At 69.9% G+C, this 25,049-nt stretch carries 26 protein-coding genes; 16 read left to right on the top strand and 10 right to left on the bottom strand.

Annotation, left to right across the window (positions count from 1 at the left end; translation table 11 throughout):
• Window positions 1-61 precede the first annotated feature (61 nt).
• Window positions 62-1,339: a M16 family metallopeptidase gene (locus ABZE72_RS02595; protein WP_372727458.1), complete on the top strand. Its 1,278-nt coding sequence runs from the start codon at window positions 62-64 to the stop codon at window positions 1,337-1,339.
• A gap of 21 nt (window positions 1,340-1,360) precedes the next feature.
• Here the strand turns inward: ABZE72_RS02595 and ABZE72_RS02590 are convergent, their stop codons facing one another.
• On the bottom strand, window positions 1,361-1,876 hold the full coding sequence (locus tag ABZE72_RS02590) for a trans-aconitate 2-methyltransferase (RefSeq protein WP_372727457.1): 516 nt from the start codon (window positions 1,874-1,876) through the stop codon (window positions 1,361-1,363).
• Between the two features lie 117 nt (window positions 1,877-1,993).
• On the opposite strand from ABZE72_RS02590, the gene dapB reads away from it, so the two are divergent.
• Window positions 1,994-2,761 (top strand): 4-hydroxy-tetrahydrodipicolinate reductase, encoded by a 768-nt coding sequence (gene dapB, locus ABZE72_RS02585; protein ID WP_372727456.1) that lies wholly within the window; start codon window positions 1,994-1,996, stop codon window positions 2,759-2,761.
• A gap of 112 nt (window positions 2,762-2,873) precedes the next feature.
• Here the strand turns inward: dapB and ABZE72_RS02580 are convergent, their stop codons facing one another.
• Entirely contained in the window at window positions 2,874-4,610 is a 1,737-nt protein-coding gene (locus ABZE72_RS02580) for an alcohol dehydrogenase catalytic domain-containing protein (protein WP_372727455.1), read from the bottom strand.
• A gap of 243 nt (window positions 4,611-4,853) precedes the next feature.
• Between ABZE72_RS02580 and ABZE72_RS02575 the strand changes: the two genes are divergently transcribed.
• A complete protein-coding gene (locus ABZE72_RS02575) occupies window positions 4,854-6,842 on the top strand; it encodes a PTS mannitol transporter subunit IICBA (RefSeq protein WP_372727454.1) in 1,989 nt (662 codons plus the stop codon).
• A gap of 3 nt (window positions 6,843-6,845) precedes the next feature.
• On the opposite strand, the gene ABZE72_RS02570 is transcribed toward ABZE72_RS02575, so the two are convergent.
• A complete protein-coding gene (locus ABZE72_RS02570; protein ID WP_372727453.1) occupies window positions 6,846-7,391 on the bottom strand; it encodes an N-acetyltransferase family protein in 546 nt (181 codons plus the stop codon).
• Between the two features lie 59 nt (window positions 7,392-7,450).
• On the opposite strand from ABZE72_RS02570, the gene ABZE72_RS02565 reads away from it, so the two are divergent.
• Window positions 7,451-8,455 carry an aldo/keto reductase family protein gene (locus tag ABZE72_RS02565; protein ID WP_372727452.1) on the top strand — a complete coding sequence of 335 codons (1,005 nt, stop codon included), beginning with the start codon at window positions 7,451-7,453 and terminating at the stop codon, window positions 8,453-8,455.
• On the opposite strand, the gene ABZE72_RS02560 is transcribed toward ABZE72_RS02565, so the two are convergent.
• Both ABZE72_RS02560 and ABZE72_RS02555 read right to left on the bottom strand, forming a co-directional pair.
• Window positions 8,394-9,254 carry a hypothetical protein gene (locus ABZE72_RS02560; protein WP_372727451.1) on the bottom strand — a complete coding sequence of 287 codons (861 nt, stop codon included), beginning with the start codon at window positions 9,252-9,254 and terminating at the stop codon, window positions 8,394-8,396. The genes ABZE72_RS02565 and ABZE72_RS02560 overlap by 62 nt on opposite strands.
• Window positions 9,255-9,265: 11 nt before the next feature.
• A complete protein-coding gene (locus ABZE72_RS02555; RefSeq protein WP_372727450.1) occupies window positions 9,266-9,850 on the bottom strand; it encodes a DUF3043 domain-containing protein in 585 nt (194 codons plus the stop codon).
• Window positions 9,851-10,000: 150 nt separating this feature from the next.
• Between ABZE72_RS02555 and ABZE72_RS02550 the strand changes: the two genes are divergently transcribed.
• The 5 genes from ABZE72_RS02550 to ABZE72_RS02530 are packed head-to-tail and all read left to right on the top strand — an operon-like array spanning window position 10,001 to window position 13,897.
• Entirely contained in the window at window positions 10,001-10,783 is a 783-nt protein-coding gene (locus ABZE72_RS02550; RefSeq protein WP_372727449.1) for a PspA/IM30 family protein, read from the top strand.
• Window positions 10,780-11,061 (top strand): hypothetical protein, encoded by a 282-nt coding sequence (locus ABZE72_RS02545; protein WP_372727448.1) that lies wholly within the window; start codon window positions 10,780-10,782, stop codon window positions 11,059-11,061. Before ABZE72_RS02550 ends, ABZE72_RS02545 begins: the two co-directional genes overlap by 4 nt.
• Window positions 11,062-11,093: 32 nt before the next feature.
• A complete protein-coding gene (gene htpX / locus ABZE72_RS02540; protein WP_372727447.1) occupies window positions 11,094-12,005 on the top strand; it encodes a zinc metalloprotease HtpX in 912 nt (303 codons plus the stop codon).
• Window positions 12,006-12,015: 10 nt separating this feature from the next.
• The gene (locus ABZE72_RS02535) at window positions 12,016-12,588 is read left to right on the top strand and encodes a hypothetical protein (RefSeq protein WP_372727446.1); all 573 of its coding nucleotides are present in this window, start codon (window positions 12,016-12,018) and stop codon (window positions 12,586-12,588) included.
• 19 nt (window positions 12,589-12,607) lie between these two features.
• On the top strand, window positions 12,608-13,897 hold the full coding sequence (locus tag ABZE72_RS02530; protein WP_372727445.1) for an ATP-binding protein: 1,290 nt from the start codon (window positions 12,608-12,610) through the stop codon (window positions 13,895-13,897).
• A gap of 35 nt (window positions 13,898-13,932) precedes the next feature.
• On the opposite strand, the gene nadA is transcribed toward ABZE72_RS02530, so the two are convergent.
• Window positions 13,933-15,114, bottom strand: a complete 1,182-nt coding sequence (nadA, locus tag ABZE72_RS02525; protein WP_372727444.1) for a quinolinate synthase NadA — start codon at window positions 15,112-15,114, stop codon at window positions 13,933-13,935.
• A 19-nt stretch (window positions 15,115-15,133) separates the two neighbouring features.
• Complete coding sequence (locus ABZE72_RS02520; RefSeq protein ID WP_372727443.1) at window positions 15,134-16,021, bottom strand: GNAT family N-acetyltransferase; 888 nt, start codon at window positions 16,019-16,021, stop codon at window positions 15,134-15,136.
• 45 nt (window positions 16,022-16,066) lie between these two features.
• On the opposite strand from ABZE72_RS02520, the gene ABZE72_RS02515 reads away from it, so the two are divergent.
• Together ABZE72_RS02515 and erpA are read left to right on the top strand one after the other, a co-directional pair.
• Window positions 16,067-17,152 (top strand): glycerate kinase, encoded by a 1,086-nt coding sequence (locus ABZE72_RS02515; RefSeq protein WP_372727442.1) that lies wholly within the window; start codon window positions 16,067-16,069, stop codon window positions 17,150-17,152.
• Between the two features lie 125 nt (window positions 17,153-17,277).
• Window positions 17,278-17,640, top strand: a complete 363-nt coding sequence (gene erpA, locus ABZE72_RS02510; RefSeq protein ID WP_372727441.1) for an iron-sulfur cluster insertion protein ErpA — start codon at window positions 17,278-17,280, stop codon at window positions 17,638-17,640.
• A 97-nt stretch (window positions 17,641-17,737) separates the two neighbouring features.
• Here erpA and ABZE72_RS02505 read toward each other — a convergent pair whose 3' ends face one another.
• Window positions 17,738-17,980, bottom strand: a complete 243-nt coding sequence (locus ABZE72_RS02505; RefSeq protein ID WP_372727440.1) for a hypothetical protein — start codon at window positions 17,978-17,980, stop codon at window positions 17,738-17,740.
• A 64-nt stretch (window positions 17,981-18,044) separates the two neighbouring features.
• Between ABZE72_RS02505 and ABZE72_RS02500 the strand changes: the two genes are divergently transcribed.
• Window positions 18,045-19,040: a carbohydrate kinase family protein gene (locus tag ABZE72_RS02500; RefSeq protein WP_372727439.1), complete on the top strand. Its 996-nt coding sequence runs from the start codon at window positions 18,045-18,047 to the stop codon at window positions 19,038-19,040.
• Window positions 19,041-19,056: 16 nt separating this feature from the next.
• Here ABZE72_RS02500 and ABZE72_RS02495 read toward each other — a convergent pair whose 3' ends face one another.
• Together ABZE72_RS02495 and ABZE72_RS02490 are read right to left on the bottom strand one after the other, a co-directional pair.
• The gene (locus ABZE72_RS02495; protein ID WP_372727438.1) at window positions 19,057-19,290 is read right to left on the bottom strand and encodes a sulfurtransferase TusA family protein; all 234 of its coding nucleotides are present in this window, start codon (window positions 19,288-19,290) and stop codon (window positions 19,057-19,059) included.
• Window positions 19,287-20,447, bottom strand: coding sequence for a cysteine desulfurase family protein (locus ABZE72_RS02490; RefSeq protein WP_372727437.1), 1,161 nt, complete (start codon window positions 20,445-20,447; stop codon window positions 19,287-19,289). Before ABZE72_RS02490 ends, ABZE72_RS02495 begins: the two co-directional genes overlap by 4 nt.
• Window positions 20,448-20,563: 116 nt before the next feature.
• Here ABZE72_RS02490 and coxB point away from each other — a divergent pair, with 116 nt between their 5' ends.
• The 4 genes from coxB to ABZE72_RS02470 all read left to right on the top strand — a co-directional run bounded on the left by coxB (window position 20,564) and on the right by ABZE72_RS02470 (window position 24,967).
• Window positions 20,564-21,490, top strand: coding sequence for a cytochrome c oxidase subunit II (gene coxB / locus ABZE72_RS02485; RefSeq protein WP_372727436.1), 927 nt, complete (start codon window positions 20,564-20,566; stop codon window positions 21,488-21,490).
• Entirely contained in the window at window positions 21,487-23,217 is a 1,731-nt protein-coding gene (ctaD, locus tag ABZE72_RS02480) for a cytochrome c oxidase subunit I (RefSeq protein WP_372727435.1), read from the top strand. The genes coxB and ctaD overlap by 4 nt, the downstream gene beginning before the upstream one ends.
• Window positions 23,214-23,612 carry a cytochrome c oxidase subunit 4 gene (locus ABZE72_RS02475; protein ID WP_372727434.1) on the top strand — a complete coding sequence of 133 codons (399 nt, stop codon included), beginning with the start codon at window positions 23,214-23,216 and terminating at the stop codon, window positions 23,610-23,612. Before ctaD ends, ABZE72_RS02475 begins: the two co-directional genes overlap by 4 nt.
• A 119-nt stretch (window positions 23,613-23,731) precedes the next feature.
• A complete protein-coding gene (locus tag ABZE72_RS02470) occupies window positions 23,732-24,967 on the top strand; it encodes an Ig-like domain-containing protein (RefSeq protein ID WP_372727433.1) in 1,236 nt (411 codons plus the stop codon).
• Window positions 24,968-25,049 lie beyond the last annotated feature (82 nt).

The following is a 25,049-nucleotide window of genomic DNA, read 5'->3' as shown; positions in this document are numbered from 1 at the left end:
ACCGTCGGCTTCTCGCCCCTCCTCGCCCCAGCGGGTGGGCACCACCCGCACCCTGCAGACCGTGACCGACGGATCGGGACAGGTGACCTCGCGGATCCGTCGTACCTTGCTGCCCGGCGGGCTGCGGGTGATCTCCGAGCAGCTGGCCGGCACCCGCTCGGCGAGCATCGGCGTCTGGGTCGGGGTCGGCTCCCGCGACGAGTCGAGCTCGCTGCACGGCTGCTCGCACTTCCTGGAGCACCTGCTGTTCAAGGGCACCACCGAGCGCAGCGCGCTGGACATCTCGGTCGCGCTCGACTCGGTGGGGGGTGAGTTCAACGCCTTCACCGCCAAGGAGTACACGGTCTTCCATGCACGCGTCCTCGACGAGGACCTGCCGCTCGCGGTGGACGTGCTGGGCGACATGATCACCAACTCCCGGCTCACCGCCGAGGACGTCGAGGCCGAGCGCGACGTGATCCTCGACGAGATCGCCATGCACGACGACGACCCCGACGACGTCGTCCACAATCTCTTCGCCGCGCAGGCCTGGGGCGACTCCCCGCTCGGGCGCGGCATCGCCGGGACCGTGGAGTCGATCACGGCCCTGACCCGCTCGCAGATCGCCCGCTTCCACAAGCGGCACTACCGGCCCGCCAACATGGTCGTCGCGGCGGCCGGCAACGTCGACCACGCGGCCCTGGTGCGCCAGGTTCGCGCGGCGTTCGGGCGCAACGGTTTCCTGGCCGGCAACGAGACCCCGGTCCCGCCCCGGCGCTCCGACCGCGGACGCCGGATCACCCCGGGCGTCATCTCGGCCACTCGCCCCTTCGAGCAGGTCAACCTGGTGCTGGGGATGGCCGGGCTGCACCGCAGCGACGAACGACGCTTCGCGCTCGGCGTGCTCAACACCGCCCTCGGCGGAGGCACCTCCAGCCGCCTCTTCCAGGAGGTGCGCGAGGTGCGCGGGCTCGCCTACTCCGTCTTCTCGTTCGCCAGCCACCACGCCGACTCCGGGCTCGTGGGCGTCTCGGTCGGCTGCCTGCCGAACAAGCTGGACGACGTGCTGGCCGTCGTACGCGCCGAGCTGGCCAAGGTCGCTACTGAGGGGATCACCGCCGAGGAGCTGACCCGGGGCAAGGGCCAGCTTCGCGGGGGACTGGTGCTCGGGCTCGAGGACTCCGGCTCGCGGATGTCACGTCTGGGCAAGGCCGAGCTGGTCTACGACGAGCTGCTCAGCATCGACGAGGTGATGGCCCGTGTGGACGCCGTCACGCTGGAGGACGTCCGGGCGGTCGCCGCTGCGCTCTTCTCCCAGCCCGAGGTGCTCGCCATCGTCGGGCCGGGTGAGCGGGCCTGATCCGTCGTCGGACGGATCGTCTCAGCGACGGCCGATGAGGCCCACCACGGCAGGCGCCTTCTGCTCCACCACGGAGACCCGGAAGCCCCCGTCGACCAGACGACGCGAGGCCTTCTCCACGATCGTCGGCACGAGCTCGGCGCGGGTGGCCTCGTAGAAGAGGAAGACCGCCCCACCGGGCAGCAGCCGCTCGTGCAGCAGGGCGATCTCGTCGGCGCACTCGCGGACCCAGAAGAGGTTGACGTTGAAGGCGAAGACCTTGTTCAGGCGCTTCACCGGCACCCGCAGGGTCGCGAGGTCGATCTGACGGACCGTCAGCCGGCCGGACTCGACGTGCTGGGCGTTGCGCCGCTTGGTCCGGTCCACGCCCGACTCCGAACGGTCGATCGCGAAGAGCTTGCCGCTGTCGAGTCGACTGCAGATGAGCTCGGCCCCGGCGCCGGGGCCACAGCCGATTTCGAGAACGTGATCGGACGGCTGGACGTCCATGACCTCGACCGCCCACCGGATCCGCGCGGGGATCGTCTGCTGCACCATGGGCCACAGCCTGCCAGAAAGCCTCCCCGCTGCGTCGAGGGCATGCGGTGTGACGTTCTTCGCGTCCCTCGTGGACGGCGGCATCCGGACCATGCGGAGATGGCCTAGGTTGGGCTCGTGACTGACTCGACCGGGACTGTTCTGGACGTGGGCGTGCTGGGGGCACGTGGCAAGGTGGGTTCGCAGGTGTGCCGCGCGGTGGCCGACGCCGCCGACACCGAGCTCGTCGCCGAGATCGACGCCGGCGACAGCCTCGAGGAGCTCGTCGAGGGCGGGGCTCGGGCGGTCGTCGACTTCACCCATCCCGACGTGGTGATGGACAACCTCGAGTTCTGCATCCGGCACGGCATCCACGCCGTGGTGGGCACCACCGGCTTCGACGAGGACCGGCTCGCCACCCTGCGGGGCTGGCTCGCCGATGCGCCGGAGGTCGGAGTCCTGATCGCCCCGAACTTCTCGATCGGCGCGATCCTGATGATGCGGTTCGCGGCCCAGGCGGCACCGTTCTACGACTCGGTGGAGATCGTCGAGCTGCACCACCCCGAGAAGGCCGATGCTCCGTCGGGCACCGCCCGCCGTACCGCCGAGCTGGTCGCGGCAGCGCGACGCGAGGCGGGCCTCGGCGTCGTCCCGGACGCCACCAGCACCACTCTCGACGGTGCTCGCGGCGCGGACGTGGACGGGGTGCACGTGCACAGCCTGCGGATCCGCGGACTGGTCGCCCACCAGGAGGTCGTCCTCGGCGGCGTGGGGGAGACGCTGACGATCCGGCACGACTCGCTGGACCGGGCGTCGTTCACCCCCGGGGTGCTCACCGGCCTGCGCGCCGTCGGATCTCGACCCGGACTCACTGTCGGGCTGGAGAACTTCCTCGATCTGGCCTGACCGGCCGGTACACCCGCCGGGCGTGCCGTCAAGGACCGCTGATCCACGTCGCGGAACTGACAGCCCGCACCGGTCTGGCGGCGCGGGCCGTCGTCCGGTGGATCACGTCCAGCTAGCCGCTCAGCTGACTCTCGAAGAGCGCCGCCTCCGCCTCGTCGTTCCACGTGTCGCCGGGGGACAGCTTGGCGGCGACCTCCGGCAGCTTCTCCTTCAGCTCCTCGAGCCCCATCAGGGGGAGGTCGTGGATCTGGGGGAAGATCAGCACCTTCCCGGAGTAGCGGCCGTCGACCAGTGCCTGGAGACCGTCCTTGGCCGCCCGCATGCCGCCGACCGCGCCCACGATGGATCCCGGGGAGAGATCACCCCGGGTGGCCAGGTCCACCACCTGCTGTTGGTCGTGGATGGTCAGTCCGGACGTCCCGGTGTACTGGGCGTTGTGCAGGTAGACCGCGCTCAGGTTCAAGGGCGCCATCGTGCCGTTGGGAACCCCGGCGAAGAAGACCAGCATGCCGTCGGGATTCATCACGGTGTCGGCCTCGGCCATCACCGGGGCGATCGGGACGCTGACCACCACGTCGTCGGCCCCCTGGTCGTCGGTCAGCCCCATCACGAAGTCGTGCAGCGACTGCTCCGCGGTCTGGGAGTTGAAGGTGATCAACTCGCAGTCGTTGCTCTGCGCTAGGTGGGCCAGACGATCCTCGAGGCTCTGCAGGCGTTCGTCGCTCACTTCCGTGGCGATGATCCTGCTGGGGCCGTCGGGCTGCTGGATGGCTCGCTGGAGATGCATCAACCCCATCGGTCCGCCGGCGCCCACGAAGACGGTGGTGCCCCGGGAACGCAGTTCGCAGCGGTTGCGCGCCTCCCCGTAGGAGGCGGCGATGTCCGGTCCCCGGCCACCGAGGTAGGCGGTGTAGTCGTAGTGCAATCGGCCGACGTCGGTCTCCACCAGACCGTCCAGGGCCGTCTCGCCGACCAGGTTGAGGGTGCCGCGCCGGGCGATGTGCTGGGCCACCGCACCCACCGTCGCCGCGGACCGGGGGTCGAGCATGACGATGTCGTCGAAACCGGCACCGTCGGTGAGCTCGTCCACCAGGGCCCGGAACTCGGCGGTGCCGACGCCGTTGCGCACGACCGTCGTGGCCGAGGTCTGCTCCACCAGCTTCGCCACCGAGGAGGGCACGTCGGTCAGCACGATGGTGGCCGGGGCGTCCAGACCGGAGGAGAACTGGTAGTCCCGCTCGTCTCCCGGCCGGCCGATGATCCACATGATCCCGCCGGTCTTCGGTTCCAGGCGGCGACGTTGGGTGTATGCCGCCATCACGCACCCCCAGGGCTCCAGGGTGGAGGCCTCGGCGTACCCCATCGAGTCCGGGATGGGCAGCAGGCAGGGGCCGTCGTCGGTCTCGAGCATCTCCGAGCCCATCAGGTGGTACTGGATCAGTCCGCCCGGGATGGTGTAGCCGTAGGCCGTGCTCTTGCCGTCCTGGTAGATGTCCGGCTGCACGGCCAGTCGCTGGCCGGCGTGGTACCGGTCCTGGAGGTTCTCTCCGACCTTGATCACCGTGAGGCTGGTCTCGTGCCCCAGCCGGGTGGGCTCCTGGGACAGGTCGCGGTTGTAGAGCTTCGGGTGGCTGCCGCCCGCGCGGAGGATCTTCACGTCGGAGAAGCAGAGTCCCACGCTGTCGATGCGCACCAGCATCTGGTCGGCACTGGGTTCGGGGACCGGAACCAGCTCGGGTCCGTCGTCCTTGCCCATGTTCTCTTCGCCCGCGCCGTAGATGTTCCAGGCCCAGCCGTGCTCCGGCAGGTCGAGATCGGCCGCGCGGTACCGCTCGTACGTGGATGTCATGCGTGGTCCTCCTGTGTGGTCCTGTGCGCCCGGCAGGCCCGAGTGGCTCGGCCGGGGAGACAACGCGGGTGCTGACGTCTGACCTCACTGTACGCGCGATCGGCCCGTTTATGTGGTTTTGGTTCCGAAAATGTTGGAAAAAGCCTTGACGGCGATCAAACCGGGCGTATAGAAAGATAGTGACCAAACGTCAGCCAGCTCCATCGGCGTCGTTGCCACGGGGAGATTGAGGGGGGCCACGACATGGCCAGCAGCACACACGCCGCAACCACGTCGGGAGGGGTGCGCGTTCACGTCCAACGCTTCGGCACCTTCCTGTCCAACATGGTGATGCCGAACATCGGCGCGTTCATCGCCTGGGGTCTGATCACCGCACTCTTCATCGAGAAGGGCTGGCTGAACTGGGGCGGCTCCGGCGGCCTCGCCCCCGACAGCTGGGTGGCGAAGATCGGCGGCTGGGGCGACTTCGACGGCGGCGGCATCGTCGGCCCGATGATCGTCTACTTGTTGCCGATCCTGATCGGCTACACCGGCGGCAAGATGATGTACGACACCCGCGGAGGCGTGATCGGCGCCATCGCGACGATGGGCGTGATCGCCGGCACCGACATCCCGATGTTCATGGGCGCCATGATCATGGGCCCGCTGGCCGGGTGGTCGATGAAGCACATCGACGCGATCTGGGACGGCAAGATCAAGCCCGGCTTCGAGATGCTGGTCAACAACTTCGCAGTCGGCATCTGGGGTGGACTGCTGGCGGCGTTCGGCTTCTTCGGCATGAGCCCGGTCGTTGAATGGATCGCCGGCCGGCTCTCGGACGGCATCGACCTCCTGGTCACCAACAACCTGCTGCCGTTCACCTCGCTCATCATCGAGCCGGCCAAGGTGCTGTTCCTCAACAACGCGCTCAACCACGGCGTGCTGACCCCGCTGGGCACCACCGAGGCGGTGGAGAACGGCAAGTCCATCCTGTTCCTGCTGGAGGCCAACCCCGGCCCGGGGCTCGGGCTGCTGCTGGCCTTCACGTTCTTCGGCAAGGGCCTCGCCAAGGCGTCCGCCCCCGGTGCGATGATCATCCACTTCTTCGGCGGCATCCACGAGATCTACTTCCCCTACGTGCTGATGAAGCCCAAGCTCATCCTCGCGATGATCGCCGGCGGCATGACGCAGATCTTCATCAACGTCCTCTTCAGCTCCGGCCTGCGCGCCCCCGCTGCCCCCGGCTCGATCATCGCCGTCTTCGCCCAGACACCGGGCAGCAGCTTCATCGGCGTCACCCTGTCGGTGCTCGGCGGTGCCGGCGCGACCTTCCTGGTCGCGGCGTTCCTGCTCAAGACCGACCGGGCCGAGGACCCCGAGGACCAGCTGGTGCACGCCACGGCGAGCATGGAGTCGATGAAGGGCAAGTCCTCCGTCGCGTCCTCGACGCTGCTGGGCACCGGGGTGGCCACCGCCGGTGCCCCGATCCGGAGCATCGTGTTCGCGTGCGACGCCGGCATGGGGTCGTCAGCGATGGGTGCCTCGGTCCTGCGCAAGAAGGTGCACGCTGCGGGCTTCACCGACGTGACCGTGGTCAACAAGGCGATCGCCAACCTGACCGACACCTACGACGTCGTGGTCACGCACCAGGACCTCACCGACCGGGCCAGGCAGAAGACGGGGTCGGCCATCCATGTGTCGGTCGAGAACTTCATGGACTCCCCGCGCTACGACGAGGTCGTGGAGCTCGTCCAGCACAGCAACGGGGCGCCGGCCGCAACCGGTCCGGCCGGGTCGGGCGCGGATGCCGACCTGTCCACCGCGATCCTCGGTGCCGACGCCATCGTGTTCGAGTCCGGGGGAGCCTCGCGTGCGGAGGCCATCGCCCGGGCCGGGGAGCTGCTGGTTGCCAGCGGCGCCGTCGACGCGTCGTACGTCGACTCGATGCACGAGCGCGAGAAGTCGGTGTCGACCTACATGGGCAACCTGCTCGCCATCCCGCACGGCACCAACGAGGCCAAGCCGTCGATCCGGCGGACCGCGATCTCGTTCGTCCGCTACACCGACGCTGTCGACTGGAAGGGCAAGGAGGTGAAGTTCGTCATCGGCATCGCTGCCGCCGGCGACGACCACCTGAAGCTGCTCGGCAAGATCGCGGAGATCTTCATCGATGCCGACCAGGTGGCGCGCCTCGAGGCCGCGAGCACGCCCGCGGAGATCCAGGAGGTCCTGGGCAACGTCCAGCCGGTGTGAGTCTCAGGAGAACTGGGTGTGCAGGCGGACCTGCTTGACCAGGGTCGTGCCCTCGCCGTCCAGGTCGAGTTCGCGGTGGGCGGTGTCGGCCGCCCACCCGGCCTCGGTGAGGAAGCCGCGCAGGGCGTCGTCGCCGCTCATCGCCCACAGCACCGAGCGGGTGAAGCGGTCGGCGACCATCGTGTCGACCGCCGCCTGCAGCAGTCGGGAGCCGTGGCCCTTGCCACGCTCGGTCGGGTCGACGGTGAACTCCATCAGTTCGGCGTCAGTCCCCGGGTCGCAGTCGGGGTCGGTGGCCGGGGAGGTCACGGCGAAGCCGCAGACCCGGTTGCGCTCGAGGGCGACCAGCACCCGGTTCCGGGCGTCGCGCGGCGAGCTGAGCGAGGCCCGCCAGATCTCGGTGGCGCCCTCCACGTCCGTGGGCAGCGCTTCGGCGGGCACGATGCCGGCGTACAGGTCCTGCCAGGCGCGCAACTGCAGGGCGGCGATCGCGGCAGCGTCGTCTGCCCAGGCGATCCGGACGGAGACGTCGGCGGTGGGGCTGCTCATGGCCCTCATCCTGTCAGGGCGGCATCGGCGCTCACCCGGTGGTGGCTATCGTGCCGAGCATGGAGATTCGCAACCTCGGCAGCAGCGGCCTGAAGATCTCGGCCATCGCCTACGGCAACTGGCTCACCCACGGCTCGCAGGTCGAGGAGGACGCCGCGATCGCCTGCGTACGGCGCGCCCTCGACGAGGGGATCACGACCTTCGACACCGCTGACGTCTACGCCAACACGCGCGCCGAGACGGTGCTGGGCAAGGCGCTGGCCGGCGAGCGGCGCGCCGGGCTGGAGATCTTCACCAAGGTCTACTGGCCGACCGGTCCGGGCAAGCACAACGACCACGGGCTCTCGCGCAAACACATCATGGAGTCGATCGACGGCTCCTTGTCGCGCCTGGGCACCGACTACGTCGACCTCTACCAGGCGCACCGCTACGACCACGAGACGCCGCTGGAGGAGACGATGGAGGCGTTCGCCGACGTCGTCCGGTCCGGCAAGGCGCACTACATCGGGGTCTCGGAGTGGACCGCCGAGCAGATCCGCGCGGGCCATGCGCTGGCCCGGGAGCTGCGCATCCCGTTCGTCTCGAACCAGCCGCAGTACAGCATGCTCTGGCGGGTGATCGAGGACGAGGTCGTGCCGGCCTCGCAGGAGCTCGGCATCGGTCAGATCGTCTGGTCGCCGATCGCCCAGGGCGTCCTGACCGGGAAGTACCTGCCGGGGGAGCAGCCGCCGGCCGGATCGCGAGCCACCGACGAGAAGGGCGGCTCGGACATGATCTCGCGCTGGCTGCGCGACGACGTCCTCGAGCGGGTCCAGCAGTTGCGTCCGATCGCGGAGGAGGCCGGGCTCAGCCTGGCTCAACTGGCCGTGGCCTGGGTGCTCCAGAACGACAACGTCTCGGCGGCGATCATCGGAGCCAGCCGTCCCGAGCAGGTCACCGAGAACGTCAAGGCGGCCGGGGTGCTCCTCGATGCCGGCGCGATGGCGGCGATCGACGAGATCCTCACGCCGGTCGTGGAGCGGGACCCGCGGCGGACGGTGTCGCCGGAGCGCCGGGAGTTCTGATCTGGCGGCCCAGCACGATCGCCCCGCCGGTGGCGAGCACGAAGCCGAGCAGCACCGCCCACCCCCAGCCCGAGCGGACGCCGTCACCGAGCAGGAGCAGGCCGATCAGGGCCGGCACGTAGGTCTCGCCGACGATGAGTGGCCCGGTCGCCGAGGAGACCGAGGTGCGCTCCAGGCCCAGGGAGTAGAGCCAGAAGCCCAGGAGGCCGTAGACGCCGACGACCACGGCGGCGCCCAGCACCAGCCAGCTCAGCTGGTTCTCCACCCCGCGGACAGCGATGGCCGAGCCTGCGTACGCCACTCCGGAGAGTCCGCCGAGCGCGGCACCACCGCCGCCGGAGCCCAGGCGGGCGGCCACGACCAGGGCCAGGACGCCGAGCCAGAGTGCCGCGACGAAGGGGCCGGTCACCACGACCGCGCCGGCCGAGCCGGCCCCCACCGCGAGCAGCACCAGTCCGCCGGTGATGACGGCGACTGCCCACCAGTGCACCGCGGAGAGCCGCTCCTGGATCAGGACCGAGGTCACGGCGGTCACCGGCAACGACATCGCAATCGTCGCCTGGGCGAGGTAGAGCGGCAGCAGCCAGATGGCCACCGCGTGCAGCACGAAGCCGACCAGGTAGCTGAGGACGACCAGCATGATCCACGGGTTGCGGATCGAGGCCAGCACGAACCTGACCAGGTGGCCGGGGTCGACCTCGAGTCGTCGTACCGCGTGCGCCTGAAGTACGGCGCCGCCGCCGAAGAGCAGGGCGGCGGCGAGACCGGCGGCCAGGCCGACCAGTGCGGAGCTCGACATGGTCGTCCCGGTCAGCGGTAGTGCTCGGGGAGCTCCTGGCCGATCTTCACCTTGGCCTTGGGCAGACGCATGAACTTCATCTGCAGGGCGCGGGTGATCGCGTAGTACGTCGTGTCCTTGTGGCTCTCGTCGGGGAAGCGCTCGGCCAGCTGGCGCTTGAGCCGCCAGCGCAGGACGAACATGTCCATGATCACCAGGAGGATCGTGCCGAGCAGGATCGTGTTGCCGATCGAGGCCAGGCCCTGGTTGCCCGAGTAGCCCAGCACCATCGTCACGATCAGCAGCGGGATCATCAGCTCGATGAAGGAGAACCTGCTGTCGACGTAGTCGCGCACGAAGCGACGCAGCGGACCCTGGTCGCGGGGCAGGTAGTAGCGCTCGTCGCCGGCCTTCATGGCCGCGCGGACGCTGCGGCTCGACTCGGTCCTGGCCAACCGCTGGGCCTGGGCCATCTCCTTGCGGGTCCGCGGCACCTTGGCGCGCGCCTTGGCGGCGGCCTCGGCCTCGCGGCGGGTGGGCGTGGGACGGCCCTTGCCGCCGGGCTTGGGCGCGACGGTCTCTGCGGGGGTCTCGGACTTGGAGCGACGGAACAACACAGGCGCCTCAGAACACGACGTGCTTCGGACAGGGCAGACCCGCTCGAACTCGGGTCGGTGCCCAGCCTACCGAGGTGCTGCCGGGGGCCGCGAGGCAGGAACATGTCCTATGGTGAGAGTGCCCGTACACGCCAGGAGGGACCGCACCGAATGAGCCTCATGAAGCGCATCAGCCTGATCTTCCGGTCGAAGGCCAACAAGGCCCTCGACCGCGCCGAGGACCCTCGCGAGACCCTCGACTACAGCTACCAGCGACAGCTCGACCTGCTCTCCAAGGTACGCCGCGGCGTGGCCGACGTGGCCACCAGTCGCAAGCGCGTCGAACTCCAGGTCAACCAGCTCCAGCAGCAGTCCGACAAGCTCCAGGCCCAGGCCGAGAAGGCCCTGGCCATGGACCGGGAGGACCTCGCCCGCGAGGCGCTGACCCGGAAGTCGGGGGTCGCCGGCCAGATCACCGACCTCAAGGCCCAGCACGCCCAGCTCCAGGCCGAGGAGGAGAAGCTGACCCTCGCCCAGCAGCGTCTCCAGGCCAAGGTCGAGTCCTTCCGAACCCGCAAGGAGACGATCAAGGCGACGTACACCGCTGCTCAGGCGCAGACCAGCATCAACGAGGCGATGTCCGGCATCGGTGAGGAGATGGGCGACGTCGGGATGGCCATCCAGCGCGCCGAGGACAAGACGGCCCAGATGCAGGCCAGGGCCGGCGCCATCGACGAGCTGATCGCCTCCGGTGCCCTCGACGACGCCAGCTCGCTCAACGCCGGGGACGACATCGCCCGCGAGCTCGAGGCGATGGGCTCCCAGTCCGACGTGGAGTCGGAGCTCGCCCGGCTCAAGGCCAAGTCCGCGCCGGAGGCGATCGAGGCTCCGGACGAGGGGTCGATCCTCGAGGCCGAGCCGCACAAGCACTCCACCGAGGGCGGTGCGTCATGATCGTGCGGATCCTCGGCGAGGGCCAGTACGACGTCGCTGACGAAGCGCTGGACGCCCTCAACAAGCTGGACGCGGACGTCGAGTCGGCCGTCGAGGCCGGCGACCAGTCGGCCTTCACCCCGGCCCTGAGGGCGCTCCTCGAAGGCGTCCGCACGGCAGGCGTTCCGCGGGACCCGGCCTCGCTCGACGAGTCCGACCTGATCCTGCCGCCCGACGACGCCACCCTGGAGGAGGTCCGCGACCTCCTCTCCGAGGAGGGCGGTCTGATCCCGGGCTGATCCCGGCTTGGGGGCTGCGGGAGACTGGTGCCATGGCTCGCACACGATTCATCAACGATGCCGGGCTGACCGCCCGGATGACGCTGGTGATGTTCCTGCTCGGGGGACTGTTCGTCACGCTCATCGTCGGGCTGATGTACGCGCTCCCTGGCTACGCCCCGATCATCGGACTGGCCGGGATCGGCATCGCCTTCTACCAGTGGTACTCCTCGGACAAGGTCGCCATGAAGGCGATGCGGGCGCGCGAGGTCACGCCCCAGGAGGCCCCCGAGCTGCACGGCATGATCGATCGGCTCTGCGCGATGGCCGACATGCCCAAGCCTCGGGTCGGCATCTCCGACATGGACCTGCCGAACGCCTTCGCCACCGGTCGGTCGCCGCAGCGTTCGGTGGTCTGCGTGACCACGGGCATCCTCCAGCGGCTGAGTGCCGAGGAGCTCGAGGGCGTGCTCGCCCACGAGCTCTCCCACGTCGCCCACCGCGACGTCCTGGTGATGACCCTGGCCTCGTCGGCCGGTATCGCGGCCGGCATGCTCACCCGCGGCGCGCAGTACGGCGGGATGGGGCTCTTCGGTCGACGCAACAACAACGGCGGGGCGCCGGCGTTCCTGATCGCCCTGGTGATCAGCCTGGTGGTGTACGCCATCAGCTTCCTGCTGATGCGGCTGCTCTCGCGTTACCGCGAGCTCTGCGCCGATCGCGCCGGCGCCTACCTGACGATGAAGCCGGCCGCGCTCGCCTCCGCGCTGCAGAAGATCACCGGAGAGATGTCGGCCATCCCGCAGCGGGACCTGCGCGCCTCCAGCGCGATGAACGCCTTCTTCATCGCCCCGGCGATCAGCGGGGCGACCCTGCGGACGCTCTCCTCCACGCACCCCTCGCTGGAGCAGCGGCTCGAGCAACTCGCCAAGATCCAGGCCGAGCTCGGCCGGCCCACCGCGTGACGGCCCGCTGATGGGGCTGTGGGAGGCCATCACCGGCCGCTCGAAGGTGCGCCCGGCCAATCTCGACTCGCTGTTCCTGATCCCGAGTGCCGCGATCACGCTGCAGACCGCCGCCGGGCTCACCCCCACCGGGGACGGGTCGGTCTGCTACCGCTCCGTCGCCGGGGCGGGCTTCCACGAGACGCAGTCGGACCTGGTCTCGCTGCTCAACGGCGACCGGAGCGGACCGGACGTCGCGGTCACCACGGACGACTTCGGCTACACCTGGTTGCAGACGCATCGCGACCCGAGCGACATGGCGGCCCTCTGCACCGACCTGCACGCGGTGAACACCTCCCTGGAGGCGCAGGGGTTCGGCTCCGGGCTGCTCTGCTCCCTGGTGCCCTTCACCGACACGGCCGGTCGCAAGGTCGGGCTGGTCTACCTCTACAAGCAGGGCAGCTTCTACCCGTTCGCACCCACCGGCCCTCAGCAGCGGGACAACCTGCTGGAGATCCAGGTCCGGGACACGCTCCGCTCGGAGTTGCCGATCGAGCAGGACCTCTCCCGGTGGATGGCGCTGTGGGGCGCACCGGGACTGTGAGGCCCGATACGGTCACGGGGTGAACGGCATCCACGACGACCATCGCCCCGACGACGTCGCGGTGCAGGACGCCCGTCGTGCCCAGGAGATCGGGCGCTATCGCGTGCTCGACCTGCCCCGGCGACGAGAGCTCCAGGCGCTGGTCGAGGTGGCGGCGCAGGTCGCCGGGGTGCCGCTGGCGACGATCAGCATGTTCACCGACACCGAGCAGCGCCACGTCGCCCAGATCGGCTTCGACGACGAGGCCTGCCGTCGCGAGGACTCGATGTGCAACCTGGTCCTGCACTCCGGCCGACCGGTCATCGTCTCCGACGCCCGCCTCGACGACCGGTTCAAGGACAACCCGATGGTCGACGGGCGGCTGGCGAACGTCCGCTTCTACGCCACCCACCAGCTGGTCACGCCGCACGGCGTACCGATCGGGACCCTGTGCGTCTTCGATGACGCGCCCCGGGAGATCTCCGCCGAACAGGCCGCTTCGCTCGCCTCCCTGGCCGAGCGCGTGGTCGACCTGCTCGAGCTCGACCTGCGCACCCGCGACCTCACCTCCTCGCTCGAGGACCTGCGCAGCACCCAGGCCGAGCTCGAACGCTCCAACGAACAGCTCGCGGCCTTCGCCGGCCAGATCAGCCACGACCTGCTCAACCCGCTGACGGCGGTGAGCATGTCGCTGACCCTGCTGCGGGAGCAGCTGGGCCCGACGAGCACCGGGGCAGCGACGTCCGGGGCAGCGACGTCCGGGGCGGCGACGTCCGGGGCGGCGGATCGCGACGAGATGGCCTGGCTCGCCCAGCGCGCCATCGGCGGTGCCCAGCGGATGCAGACCCTGATCGACGACCTGCTCGCGTTCGCCCGGCTGGGCGGACAGCTGAACCGTGACCGGGTGGACCTGGGCACGCTGGTGGACGACGTGCGCGAGGACCTCGCGGCCGTCCTCACCCACGCCCGGGTGCGGGTGGGGGAGCTTCCGGTCGTCACGGGCGACCGCGTCCAGCTGCGAGCGGTGCTGCAGAACCTGATCGCGAACGCCGCGAAGTTCGCCCGCACGGGCGAGCACGCGGAGATCGAGGTGTCGTCTCGTCGGCTCGACTCCGGCTGGCGGGTCGAGATCGCCGACCACGGCATCGGCATCCCACCCGCGGACCGGGAACGCGTCTTCGCTCCGCTGGCCAGGGTCTCCGAGGAGGTCGAAGGCCTGGGCATCGGCCTGGCGACGGTACGCCGGGTGCTGGACGCGCACGGCGGCTCGATCGGGCTCGAGGAGACCCCGGGCGGCGGCACGACCGTCTGGTTCGAGCTGCCGGACTGACGCCGGTCGGTCCGGTTCCAGCGACGCGGGAGTGCTCAGTCCTTGTGCGAGCGCCCCGGCAGGTCGAGCATCCGCTGGAGCGCCACCAGGGCCCACTGCTTGGTCTCCGGGTCGACCTCGATCCGGTTGGGGACCGTCCCGGCGACCAGCGACTCCATCGCCCACACGAAGTGGGGCAGGTCGATCCGGTTCATCGTCGAGCAGTAGCAGACCGTCTTGTCGAGGAAGGCGATGTGCTTGTCGGGGTGCGCCGCTGCCAACCGCTTGACGAGGTTCAGCTCCGTGCCGATCGCCCAGGTAGAGCCGGCCGGTGCTGCCTCGATCGTCTGGATGATGAACTCGGTCGAACCCACCAGGTCCGCCTTGAGGACGACGTCGTGGGTGCACTCGGGGTGCACCAGGATCTGGACGTCCGGCAGCGTGGCCCGCAGTTCGTCGACGACCGTGGCGGTGAACCGCCCGTGCACCGAGCAGTGGCCCTTCCAGAGGATCATCGTGGCGTCACGCAGCTGCTCCACGGTGAGGCCGCCGTGGGGGCGGTGCGGGTCCCAGACCACGCAGTCGTCGAGGGAGAGCCCCATTTTCAGCACCGCCGTGTTGCGGCCCAGGTGCTGGTCGGGGAAGAAGAGCACCTTGGCCCCGGCCTCGACGCCACCCTTCTGGTCGAAGGCCCACTCCAGCGCCGTCTCGGCGTTCGACGAGGTGCAGACCGCGCCCCCGTTGCGCCCGCAGAACGCCTTGATGTCGGCGGAGGAGTTCATGTAGGTCACCGGCACGACCGAGTCCGCGATGCCCGCGTCGACCAGGGCGTCCCAGGCGTCCTCGACCTGCGAGAGCCGGGCCATGTCGGCCATCGAGCACCCCGCGGCCAGGTCCGGCAGGATCACCTGCTGGGTGTCGCTGGTCAGGATGTCGGCCGACTCGGCCATGAAGTGCACGCCGCAGAAGACGATGAACTCCGCGTCCGGGCGGGCGGCTGCCTCGCGGGCGAGCTTGAAGGAGTCGCCGGTGACGTCGGCGAACTGGATGACCTCGTCGCGCTGGTAGTGGTGGCCCAGCACGAAGACCCGCTCACCCAGTGCCTCCTTGGCCGCCAGTGCCCGGGCCACCAGGTCGGGGTCCGAGGCCGCGGGCAGGTCGCCGGGGCACTCCACGCCGCGTTCGGCCGAGAGGTCGACGCCGCGTCCGAGCGGCAGGAGCGGCAGGTCGATCGTCATGGGTCCAGTCTAGGCGGGGTCACAGGAACGCCCCGTCGTGGAGGTACGGCGTGGGTGGCCGCATGCCGCGCAGGGCGAGGTAGCCCTGCTGGTGCAGCGCGAGCCGGCCGGCCATGCCGACATCGATCGCCCACTCGTTGGCGGCCGTGACGTGCCCGATCGTGGCCTGCTCGGGGCCGTCGGCCAGGGCAGCCCAGAGCAGCCGGGTCGCCGTACGTCGATTGCTGGCGGCACACAGCCTCACGCCATGCCCGTCGAGGTAGGCGTAGCCGGACCCGGTGGAGGTGTCGGAGACGAGCAGCCGCCACAGGCCGGCCATCAGCTCGTGGTCGACACCGCGCGCGGAGCCTCGGGTGCGTCGGTCGATCGAGTCCATCAGCTCGACGTCCGCGAGCGAGCCCTCCCGCACCTTCTCCACCACCGGCAGCGCGGAGCGGTCGAGGGTGCCGGCCAGGAACATCTGCGGGTGCAGCGAGAACCCGGCCTGGCGGTAGATCCGGGCCGCCTTCGGGTCCGACGAGGCGGCGACCATCCCGCGCAGCGATCCCCGGCCGTGGTGCAGGGCGGCCGCCAGCAGTGGCTTGCCGATGCCGCGCCCCTGGCTGCCGGGGCGGACGGCGTAGGTGGCGAGCGCCCAGCACTTCTCCCGGTTGTACGACGCGACGACGCCGACCATCCCGGAGGCATCCTCGGCCACCCAGCAGCCCTCGGGGTCGGTGGCCAGGAAGTGGCGGGTCCGGGCGATCCAGGCCGCCGCGCGCTCGACCGGCCGCGGCTCGGGATCGGGACGCCACCGGGGAGCCATCCGCAGCTCCAGCTCGTGGAACCCCTCCGCGGTGAGGCGCTCGGCGAGCGCCACGTCGTCGGGGCGCATCGGCCGGATCACGGCGTCGGTGGGCTCGCTCACCGTCCCAACCTAGGACGCCCCGAAGCGGTCGGCCACAATGCCCGCATGCGCATCCTCGTGGCCCCGGACAAGTTCGCCGGGACGCTCACCGCCGTCGAGGCGGCGACCGCGATCGCCACCGGGTGGCGTCGCCGGGCCCCCGACGACGAGCTCGACCTGGCCCCGATGGCCGACGGCGGCCCCGGCTTCGTCGACGTCCTGCATGCGGCACTCGGCGGTGAGCTGCTGGCGGTCACGGTCCGTGGCCCGCTGGGCGCGGCCGTGCCTGCCACCATCCTGAAGGTGGGCTCCGAGGTGTACGTCGAGAGCGCGCAGGCGTGCGGACTCCACCTGACCGGTGCCGAGGGCGCCGAGGGCGCGACGACGTACGGCGTCGGGGAGCTCGTCGCAGCCGCCGTCGACACCGGCGCCACCCGGATCGTGGTCGGTCTGGGCGGCAGCGGCACGAACGACGGGGGAGCAGGCTTCCTCGCGGCCCTGGGCTGCACTGCCGACCGACCGCTCGACGCCGGTCCGGTGGCGCTGGCCGGGGTGACGACCGTGGACCTGGCTGCTGCCCGCGCTCGGCTGGAGGGCGTGGAGCTGGTCGCGGCCAGCGACGTGGACAGTCCGCTGACCGGCCTCTTCGGGGCCACCAAGACCTTCGGTCCGCAGAAGGGGGTCCGCGAGGAGCGGTTGCCCGTCCTCGATGCCCTGCTCGAGGAGTTCGCGCTCGCGACCGATCGCCGCACCTCGCTGGAGAAGGGGGCTGGAGCGGCCGGTGGACTCGGATTCGCCCTGCTCTGCCTGGGTGCCCGGCGCGAGCCCGGCATCGAGCTCGTCGCCGACGCCGTCCGGCTGGAGCAGCGCGCACGTCAGGTCGACCTGGTGATCACCGGGGAGGGGGCCTTCGACTTCTCCAGCCGCTCGGGGAAGGTGCCCTACGGGGTTGCGGCGATCGCCATGGAGACCCTGCGGCCCTGTGTGGCCCTGGCCGGCCGGGTGCTGGTGGGCTCGCGCGAGATGCGCGCGCTGGGGGTCGAGTCGGCGTACGCGGTGGTGGACCTGGTGGGGGAGGAGCGCTCCTTCGCCGATCCCGCCGGGGCGCTGGCCGACCTCGCCGAGCGGGTCGCGCGGACCTGGTCGCGCTGAGCGCGTCGGTGGTCCGGACCGGTGGCCGCAGAGTGGTCGGTCGCGGCTTCGGCGGTGGGGAATAACCCGGAGTGTGCGACCATTGAACAAGTACTTCACCCCGCACCTACTTTGGGAGCCACATCATGACCGAGCAGGTGGACACCACCACGGAACGCCGCACCGACCAGATCAACCTGAGCCCGGTCGCGGCCGCCAAGGTCCAGAGCCTCCTTGCCCAGGAGGGTCGTGACGACCTCGCCCTGCGCATCTCCGTGCAGCCGGGCGGTTGCTCGGGCCTGCGCTACCAGCTCTTCTTCGACGAGCGCACCCTCGACGGCGACGTCGTCACCGACTTCGACGGCGTGTCCGTCGTCGTCGACCGGATGAGCGTTCCGTACCTCAGTGGCGCGATGATCGACTTCGTCGACTCGATCGAGAAGCAGGGCTTCACCATCGACAACCCCAACGCCACGGGTTCGTGCGCGTGCGGTGACTCGTTCCACTGAGTCCTCGCACCCGATCGACCCAGCAACGCATCAGCCCCCGCCGGATCTCCGGCGGGGGCTGATGCGTTGAACGCTGCTGCTCAGTCGAGGTGCAGGTTCAGTCGAGGTGCAGGTGGAGCGCGTTGGCGATGCGGGCCGCGGCGTCCGAAATCCGGATGTCGCGCTTGGCGACCTCGCGGGGGTAGTCATCGAAGTGGATGCTGGGAGCAGGCGAGACGGCGGCCCGAGCGGCCTTCTGCAGGTGCAGGTTGGCGCCGGCCGCACGGCAGTCGGCGCTCATCTCCTGGGGCGTGGACGCGTCGTCGTAGGCGAGGCGGTGGGAGGGGTGTGCAGGGGTCATGTGATCGACGGTAAGGGCTACTCCTGGGTAGGCGAAGTTGTACCGACGGGTAGTGTTCCGTGCCATGTCACCAGGCCCGCTGCTCATCGCCGGATCGATCGCCACCGACCACCTGATGACGTTCGGCGGCAAGTTCGCGGACTCGCTCGTCGTGGAGCAGCTGGACAAGCTCTCGGTCTCCTTCCTGGTCGAGGACCTGGAGATCCGGCGTGGCGGCGTCGCCCCCAACATGTGCTTCGGTCTCGGCCAGCTCGGCATCCGTCCGGTGCTGGTCGGTGCCGCCGGTGAGGACTTCGCCGACTACCGCTCGTGGTTGGAGCGGCACAACGTCGACTGCGACTCGGTGCACATCTCCGAGACCAGGCACACCGCCCGGTTCGTCTGCACCAGCGACTCCACCATGGCGCAGTTCGCGTCGTTCTACCCCGGCGCGATGAGCGAGGCGCGGCTGATCGAGCTGTCCCCGATCGTGGCCCGGGTCGGCCAGCCCGAGTTCGTCCTGATCGGCGCCGACGACCCCGACGGGATGCTGCGGCACACCGAGGAGTGTCGTCAGCGTGGGTACCCCTTCATCGCCGACCCCTCCCAGCAGTTGGCCTTCGGTGAGGGGGACCTGATCCGCAAGCTCATCGACGGCGCGGCGTACCTCTTCTCCAACGAGTACGAGTCGCACATGATCGAGTCGAAGACCGGTTGGTCGGCCGACGAGGTCCTGGAGCGGGTGGGCACCCAGGTCACCACGCTGGGGGCCGACGGCGTCCGGATCCTGCGCAAGGGTCACGACCCGATCGAGCTGCCGGCAGCCCGGAACGTGGCCGCCCTGGAGCCCACCGGTGTCGGCGACGCCTTCCGCGCCGGATTCCTCGGTGCGCTCACCTGGCAGGTCGGCCTCGAGCGCGCGGCCCAGGTCGGGTGCGTGCTCGCGGCGTACGTCGTGGAGACCGTGGGCACCCAGGAGTACTCCTTCACGCCCGAGCAGTTCCTGGCCCGGTTGGAGGACTCCTACGGAGCCGCCTGTGCTGCCGACCTCGCGCCGTACCTGACCGGCGTTCCTGCCTGAGCGACGCCGGCGCGCCTCACCGCAGCCGTCGTACGACGAAGCGTGGCGCGCCGTCCTCGGCCGTGTCCTCGCCGAGGTACTCCTGCTGCCGCATCCGGCACCAGGCCGGTACGTCGACCCGGGCTGCCTCGTCTCGGGCGACGACCGCGATCGTCGCCCCCACCGCGACGTCCTCGAGCCGGCGGGCCAGCTCGATGATCGGCAGCGGGCAGACCATCTCGCGGCAGTCGAGCTCCAGGTCGGGGGTCACAGACCGACCTCGGCGCGCAGGTCGGTGACGACCTCCGGCAGGACGTCAAGAAAGGCCTCCACGTCCGCCCGGGCGGCCTCCCGGGTCAGCGAGAGCCGGACGTTGCCGTGGGTCAGCGCCCCCATCGCCGCCAGCACGTGGCTGGGCGCCAGCGTCGAGGCCGTGCAGGCCGATCCGCTGGCGACCGCGAACCCCCGCCGGTCCAGCGCGTGCACGAGCGCCTCCCCGTCCACGTAGAGGCAGGAGAAGGTGACCAGGTGGGGCAGCCGCTGCGTCGGGTGACCGACCACCTCCACGTCGGGCAGCGCGGCCACCCGGGTCCGGACGAGGTCGATCAGCTCGGCCTGCCGCTGCGCCACCTCCCGTGCCGTGGTCGTGACGGCTCGCAGTGCCGCGGCGGCCGCCAGCGCAGCCGGGACGTTCTCGAACCCGCTGCTGCGCTCGTCGATCCGGTCGTCGCCGGGGAAGGGGTTGCGCCACCGGGCGCCCTTGCGGACCAGCAGGAGGCCGACGCCGGCCGGTCCGCCCCACTTGTGCGCCGACGCCGCCGCAGCCGCCCAGCCGTCGGGCAGGGGCTGGCGACCGGCACCGGCGCAGGCGTCCATGAACAGGGGCACCTCGCCCAGGGCCTCGGCGAGCTCGGCGATCGGCTGGAGGGTCCCCACCTCGTGGTTGGCGGACTGGACGGCGGCGACGGCCACGCCGGGGCGTGCCGCAGCGTCCGCGAGATCACCGGGGGAGACCCGGCCATGGCGGTCGACCCCGACCGCCGCGTGCTCCCCGGGCACCCAGGCGGTCGCCCGAAGCACCGCCGAGTGCTCGACCGCCGAGTGCACCACCGCGGTGCCCTGGCGGGCCCGACCCAGCCGGAGGCCGAGCAGTCCGCGGTGGACGGCGTCGGTGCCGGAGGAGGTGAAGGTGACCTCGTCGGCCCGCACCCCCAGGCACTCGGCCACGACCTCACGTGCGTTGTCGAGCAGGAGCCGGGCCGATCGGGCCGGTCCGTGGAGGCGGCGGGGGTCGGCGTACCCGGCGTCCAGGGCGGCGAGCAGGGTCTCCCGGGCGGCCGGGTGCAGGGGCTCGGAGGAGGCGGTGTCGAGGTAGACCGCGGGTGCAGGACGCGCGGTCGACTCCGGGTCGCCCGAGGCATTTGTCACATGCCGAACCTAGTCGACGCGGCTCGTGGCGACTCGAGGGTGACCCGGCACGTCATCGCGCGCTCGATTCGGATAGTCTGCGCCCTATCGTGACCGCCCAAGAGAGAGGCTCGTTCGTGAGTCTGCAACTCCCCAAGCGCGCGGCTGGGACCCTTCGTCGGGTCGCCCTGTTGGCCGCCCTGGGCACCACCCTCGTGCTGCTCTCCTCCTGCTCGGCCCAGACCCAGCACGAGTGGAAGAACCTGGCGATGCCTGACCCGGCAACGGAGCAGTCGCATCACATCTTCCTGCTCTGGCGCTACGCGTGGATCGCCGCCATGGTGACCGGCGTCATCGTGTGGGCCCTGATCTTCTGGGTCGTCGTGGCCTACCGTCGCAAGAGCGACGACGAGATCCCGATCCAGACGCGCTACAACCTGCCGCTGGAGATCTTCTACACGATCGCCCCGATCATGATGGTGATCGTCTTCTTCTACTGGACCGTCAACGTCCAGAACATCGTCCTCAAGGAGTCCGAGGCCCCCGACCAGGTCATCGAGGTCGTCGGCCAGCAGTGGTCGTGGACCTTCAACCACGGTCTCGGCGAGCCCGACTACGCCCACGTGGACGGGGTCGGCGTGGACGACGAGTACGCCTACGACGAGTACGTCTACGAGGTCGGCACGGGTTCCTACATCCCCACGCTGGTCATCCCGGTCGGGGAGACGGTGCGGTTCAACCTGCACTCGCCCGACGTCATCCACGACTTCGGCGTGCCCGGCTTCCTGATGAAGATGGACGTCATCCCGGGTCGGGTGAACCACTACGAGGTCACCCCCGAGGTGATCGGCACCTACCGCGGCAAGTGTTACGAGCTCTGCGGTGTCTACCACTCGCGGATGCTCTTCAACGTCGAGGTGGTCAGCAAGGCCGACTACCAGGCCTACCTGCAGGAGAAGAAGGCAGACGGCGCCGTCTCCGACAGCCCGCTGCTCGGCGGCGTGACCGCCGGCACCCAGGCCGGTCTCCGCTCCGGCAACGAAACCCACGGAGGCAACGAGTGAGCGCGGCAGCAGTGGAACGCAAGACGCTCGGTCAGCAGACGGTCAGGATCCTCACGACCACCGACCACAAGCTGATCGGCAAGCTGTACCTGATCACGTCCTTCGCGTGGTTCATGATCGGCGGCGTCATGGCGATGCTGATCCGCTCGGAGCTCGCCTTCCCGGGGATGCAGGTCGTCAACGACGAGTTGTACAACCAGCTGTTCACGATGCACGGCACGATCATGCTGCTGCTGTTCGCGACGCCGCTGTTCTTCGGTTTCGCGAACGTGATCATGCCGCTGCAGATCGGCTCGCCCGACGTGGCGTTCCCGCGGCTGAACATGTTCAGCTACTGGCTCTTCCTCTTCGGCGGGATCATCGCCGGCTCGGGCTTCCTGACCCGTCAGGGTGCCGCCGACTTCGGGTGGTTCGCCTACACGCCGCTCTCGGACGCCGTGCGCTCGCCGGGGGTCGGTGGAGACCTCTGGATCATGGGTCTGTGGATGGCCGGTCTGGGCACGATCCTCGGTGCGGTCAACTTCATCACCACCATCATCTGCATGCGTGCCCCCGGCATGACCATGTTCCGGATGCCGATCTTCGTGTGGAACACCCTGGTCACCAGCCTGCTCGTGCTGATCGCCTTCCCGGTGCTCGCCGGCGCGCTGCTCTCGCTCGAGGCCGACCGCCAGTTCGGCACCCACGTCTTCGACGCCGCCCACGGTGGCGCGATCCTGTGGCAGCACCTGTTCTGGTTCTTCGGTCACCCGGAGGTCTACATCATCGCGCTGCCGTTCTTCGGCATCGTCACCGAGATCCTCCCGGTCTTCAGCCGCAAGCCGATTTTCGGTTACGTCGGTCTGGTCGGCGCGACGCTCGGCATCGCGATCCTCTCGGTCGCCGTGTGGGCCCACCACATGTTTGTCACGGGCGCGGTCGACCTGCCGTTCTTCTCCGGCATGACCTTCCTGATCGCGGTGCCCACGGGCGTGAAGTTCTTCAACTGGATCGGCACGATGTGGGGCGGATCTCTGTCCTTCGACACCCCGATGCTCTGGTCGGTGGGCTTCCTGACCACCTTCCTGTTCGGTGGTCTGACCGGGATCATCCTGGCCAGCCCGCCCCTGGACTTCCACGTCTCCGACTCGTACTTCGTGGTCGCGCACTTCCACTACGTCGTCTTCGGCACGGTCGTGTTCGCGATGTTCGCGGGCTTCTACTTCTGGTGGCCCAAGATGACCGGGCGGATGCTGGACGAGCGCCTGGGCAAGGTGCACTTCTGGCTCCTCTTCGTCGGCTTCCACCTCACCTTCCTGGTTCAGCACTGGCTGGGTGTCGAGGGCATGCCGCGTCGCTACGCCGACTACCTGCCCGACGACGGGTTCACCACGCTGAACCAGGTGTCCACGATCGGTGCCTTCCTGCTCGGCGCCTCGACGTTGCCGTTCCTCTACAACGTCTGGGTCAGCCGCAAGGCTCCACTCGTCGAGACCGACGACCCGTGGGGCTGGGGCCGCTCGCTCGAGTGGGCCACCAGCTGCCCGCCGCCGCGCCACAACTTCGTGACGATCCCGCGGATCCGTTCGGAGTCGCCGGCCTTCGACCTGCACCACCCGGAGGTTGCGGCTCTGGAGCTCGACGAGAACGAGGCGGCACGTGACGGCGACTTCGCCGACGCGCCCGACATGGAAGGTCGCGAGGAGCTCGTCCGCGGGACCACCGACACCGAGGAGAAGCCCCGATGAAGGCTGAAGCCTGGATCTTCGGCATGACGACGGCGTTCTTCGTCCTCGTCAGCCCGGCGTACTGGTTCATCACCGGCGACTGGACCGGAACGACCGCACTGGTGATGACCACGCTCCTCGCCGCCATGGTCACGCTGTACCTCGGTTTCCACGCGGCCAAGATGGACCCGCGGCCCGAGGACCGGAAGTCCGGCGAGATCGCGGACGGCGCCGGCGAGCTCGGCTTCTTCCCGCCGTACTCCTGGTGGCCGCTGTGGTGCGGTGCGACGCTGGGCATCTGTGTCTACGGCATCGCGCTGGGCGCCTGGTGGCTGTTCATCATCGGTGGCGGCGTCGGCATCCTGGCGCTCGGCGGCTGGATCTTCGAGTACTACCGCGGAGAGCACGCGCACTGAGCTGATCGACCAGCTGGACCCCGCGTGAGTGTTGCCACTCGCGCGGGGTCTTCTGCATCCCGGGGCGGCCGTTAGGCTGGAAGAGCCCCCACCCCCTCGCGTCGTACGGAGTCCTCTGCATGTCCGAGCGTCGTTCACGCACCCCGGCCCCCGCGCGCCCCGCGCGTCGGGTGAGCGCCGGTGCAGCGTCCCTTGCCCTCTCGCTCACCGCTCTGACCGGCTGCCAGTGGACCGAGGTCACCCCCGGGGCGGACCGGCCCGCTGAGGGCCCGGCGACGTCCACGTCGACGTCCGCGAAGCCGGTCTTCGTCAGTAACCTCCCTGCCGGCGGCACGGACGTCGGGGTCGACCTGCTGGTCCGCCTACGGGTCGAGGGTGCCCGGCTGGCATCCGCCCGGCTCACCTCGGCCGCCGGAGACGTCGAGGGCCGGCTGTCGCGCGCCACGCGCGGGTGGGCCGCCCTGGACCGGCTCGAGCCCGGTACGGACTACACGCTGCATGCCCGTGCCACGCGAGCGAACGGCGAGAGCGTGAGTCACACGGTGCGGTTCCGGACCGAGGAGCTGTCCCTGGACGAGCAGACCTATGCCTCCGTCGCGCCGCTGGACGGTGAGACCGTCGGCGTGGGCATGCCCGTCATCGTCACCTTCGACCTCCCCGTCACCGACCGGGCGGCCCTGGAGCGGGAGATGACCGTGACCTCGACGCCCCCGCAGCAGGGATCCTGGCACTGGCTCGACGACCGCGAGGTGCACTGGCGCCCGGCCGAGTACTGGCAGGCCGGCACCGACGTCAGCGTCGACCTGGACATCAACGGAGTCGACGCCGGCGGCGGCATCCACGGCCAGGAGAGTCGGCACGTGGAGTTCCAGGTCGGTGACGCGCACGTCTACCGCGTCGACGCTCGTCGTCACCGGATGAAGGTCTTCCGCAACGGTTCGTTGCTGCGCACCCTCCCGGTGACCCTGGGCAAGCCCGGCTTCACCACGCGGTCCGGGACGAAGGTCGTGATCGAGAAGTTCGCCGAGAAGCGGATGAACTCCGAGACGGTCGGGATCGGCGAGAGCAACCCGGAGTACTACGACATCGACGACGTGCAGTGGGCGATGCGGTTGACCTACTCGGGCGAGTTCATCCACGCCGCTCCGTGGTCGATCGACTCGCAGGGCAGCGCGAACGTGTCGCACGGCTGCACCGGGATGAGCCCGGCGGACGCCGGCTGGCTGTACGCGATGACGCAGCGCGGGGACGTCGTGGAGTACACCGGCACGGGGCGCCCGATGACCCTCGAGAACGGCTTCGGCGACTGGAACGTCTCCTTCGCGGAGTACCGCAGGGGTTCGGCGCTCTCCTGAACCCCGGCGCCTGGTCGGTGGTGGGGGAGACCCCTGACGTGAGCGCCCGTTTGAATGAACACCGCCCTGCAATGAACACTGC

Source organism: Nocardioides sp., assembly GCF_041600255.1.
Taxonomy (GTDB): Bacteria; Actinomycetota; Actinomycetes; order Propionibacteriales; family Nocardioidaceae; genus Nocardioides.
The sequence above is the reverse complement of the archived record's forward strand: the minus strand, read 5'-3'. Positions and strand labels throughout refer to the sequence as shown.

What these genes read in the sequence shown, in the direction of transcription:
- nadA (WP_372727444.1), bottom strand. Translation starts at nt 15,114, where the DNA reads ATGACGATCGACCTGCCGCTCCTGCCGCTCGGACGCGGCGTCGACCTC.
- htpX (WP_372727447.1), top strand. Translation starts at nt 11,094, where the DNA reads ATGGCTCGCACACGATTCATCAACGATGCCGGGCTGACCGCCCGGATG.
- ABZE72_RS02475 (WP_372727434.1), top strand. Translation starts at nt 23,214, where the DNA reads ATGAAGGCTGAAGCCTGGATCTTCGGCATGACGACGGCGTTCTTCGTC.
- ABZE72_RS02545 (WP_372727448.1), top strand. Translation starts at nt 10,780, where the DNA reads ATGATCGTGCGGATCCTCGGCGAGGGCCAGTACGACGTCGCTGACGAA.
- ABZE72_RS02550 (WP_372727449.1), top strand. Translation starts at nt 10,001, where the DNA reads ATGAGCCTCATGAAGCGCATCAGCCTGATCTTCCGGTCGAAGGCCAAC.
- erpA (WP_372727441.1), top strand. Translation starts at nt 17,278, where the DNA reads ATGACCGAGCAGGTGGACACCACCACGGAACGCCGCACCGACCAGATC.
- ABZE72_RS02470 (WP_372727433.1), top strand. Translation starts at nt 23,732, where the DNA reads ATGTCCGAGCGTCGTTCACGCACCCCGGCCCCCGCGCGCCCCGCGCGT.
- ABZE72_RS02515 (WP_372727442.1), top strand. Translation starts at nt 16,067, where the DNA reads ATGCGCATCCTCGTGGCCCCGGACAAGTTCGCCGGGACGCTCACCGCC.
- ABZE72_RS02505 (WP_372727440.1), bottom strand. Translation starts at nt 17,980, where the DNA reads ATGACCCCTGCACACCCCTCCCACCGCCTCGCCTACGACGACGCGTCC.
- ABZE72_RS02565 (WP_372727452.1), top strand. Translation starts at nt 7,451, where the DNA reads ATGGAGATTCGCAACCTCGGCAGCAGCGGCCTGAAGATCTCGGCCATC.
- ABZE72_RS02500 (WP_372727439.1), top strand. Translation starts at nt 18,045, where the DNA reads ATGTCACCAGGCCCGCTGCTCATCGCCGGATCGATCGCCACCGACCAC.
- ABZE72_RS02560 (WP_372727451.1), bottom strand. Translation starts at nt 9,254, where the DNA reads ATGTCGAGCTCCGCACTGGTCGGCCTGGCCGCCGGTCTCGCCGCCGCC.
- ABZE72_RS02535 (WP_372727446.1), top strand. Translation starts at nt 12,016, where the DNA reads ATGGGGCTGTGGGAGGCCATCACCGGCCGCTCGAAGGTGCGCCCGGCC.
- ABZE72_RS02590 (WP_372727457.1), bottom strand. Translation starts at nt 1,876, where the DNA reads ATGGTGCAGCAGACGATCCCCGCGCGGATCCGGTGGGCGGTCGAGGTC.
- ABZE72_RS02575 (WP_372727454.1), top strand. Translation starts at nt 4,854, where the DNA reads ATGGCCAGCAGCACACACGCCGCAACCACGTCGGGAGGGGTGCGCGTT.
- ABZE72_RS02580 (WP_372727455.1), bottom strand. Translation starts at nt 4,610, where the DNA reads ATGACATCCACGTACGAGCGGTACCGCGCGGCCGATCTCGACCTGCCG.
- ABZE72_RS02570 (WP_372727453.1), bottom strand. Translation starts at nt 7,391, where the DNA reads ATGAGCAGCCCCACCGCCGACGTCTCCGTCCGGATCGCCTGGGCAGAC.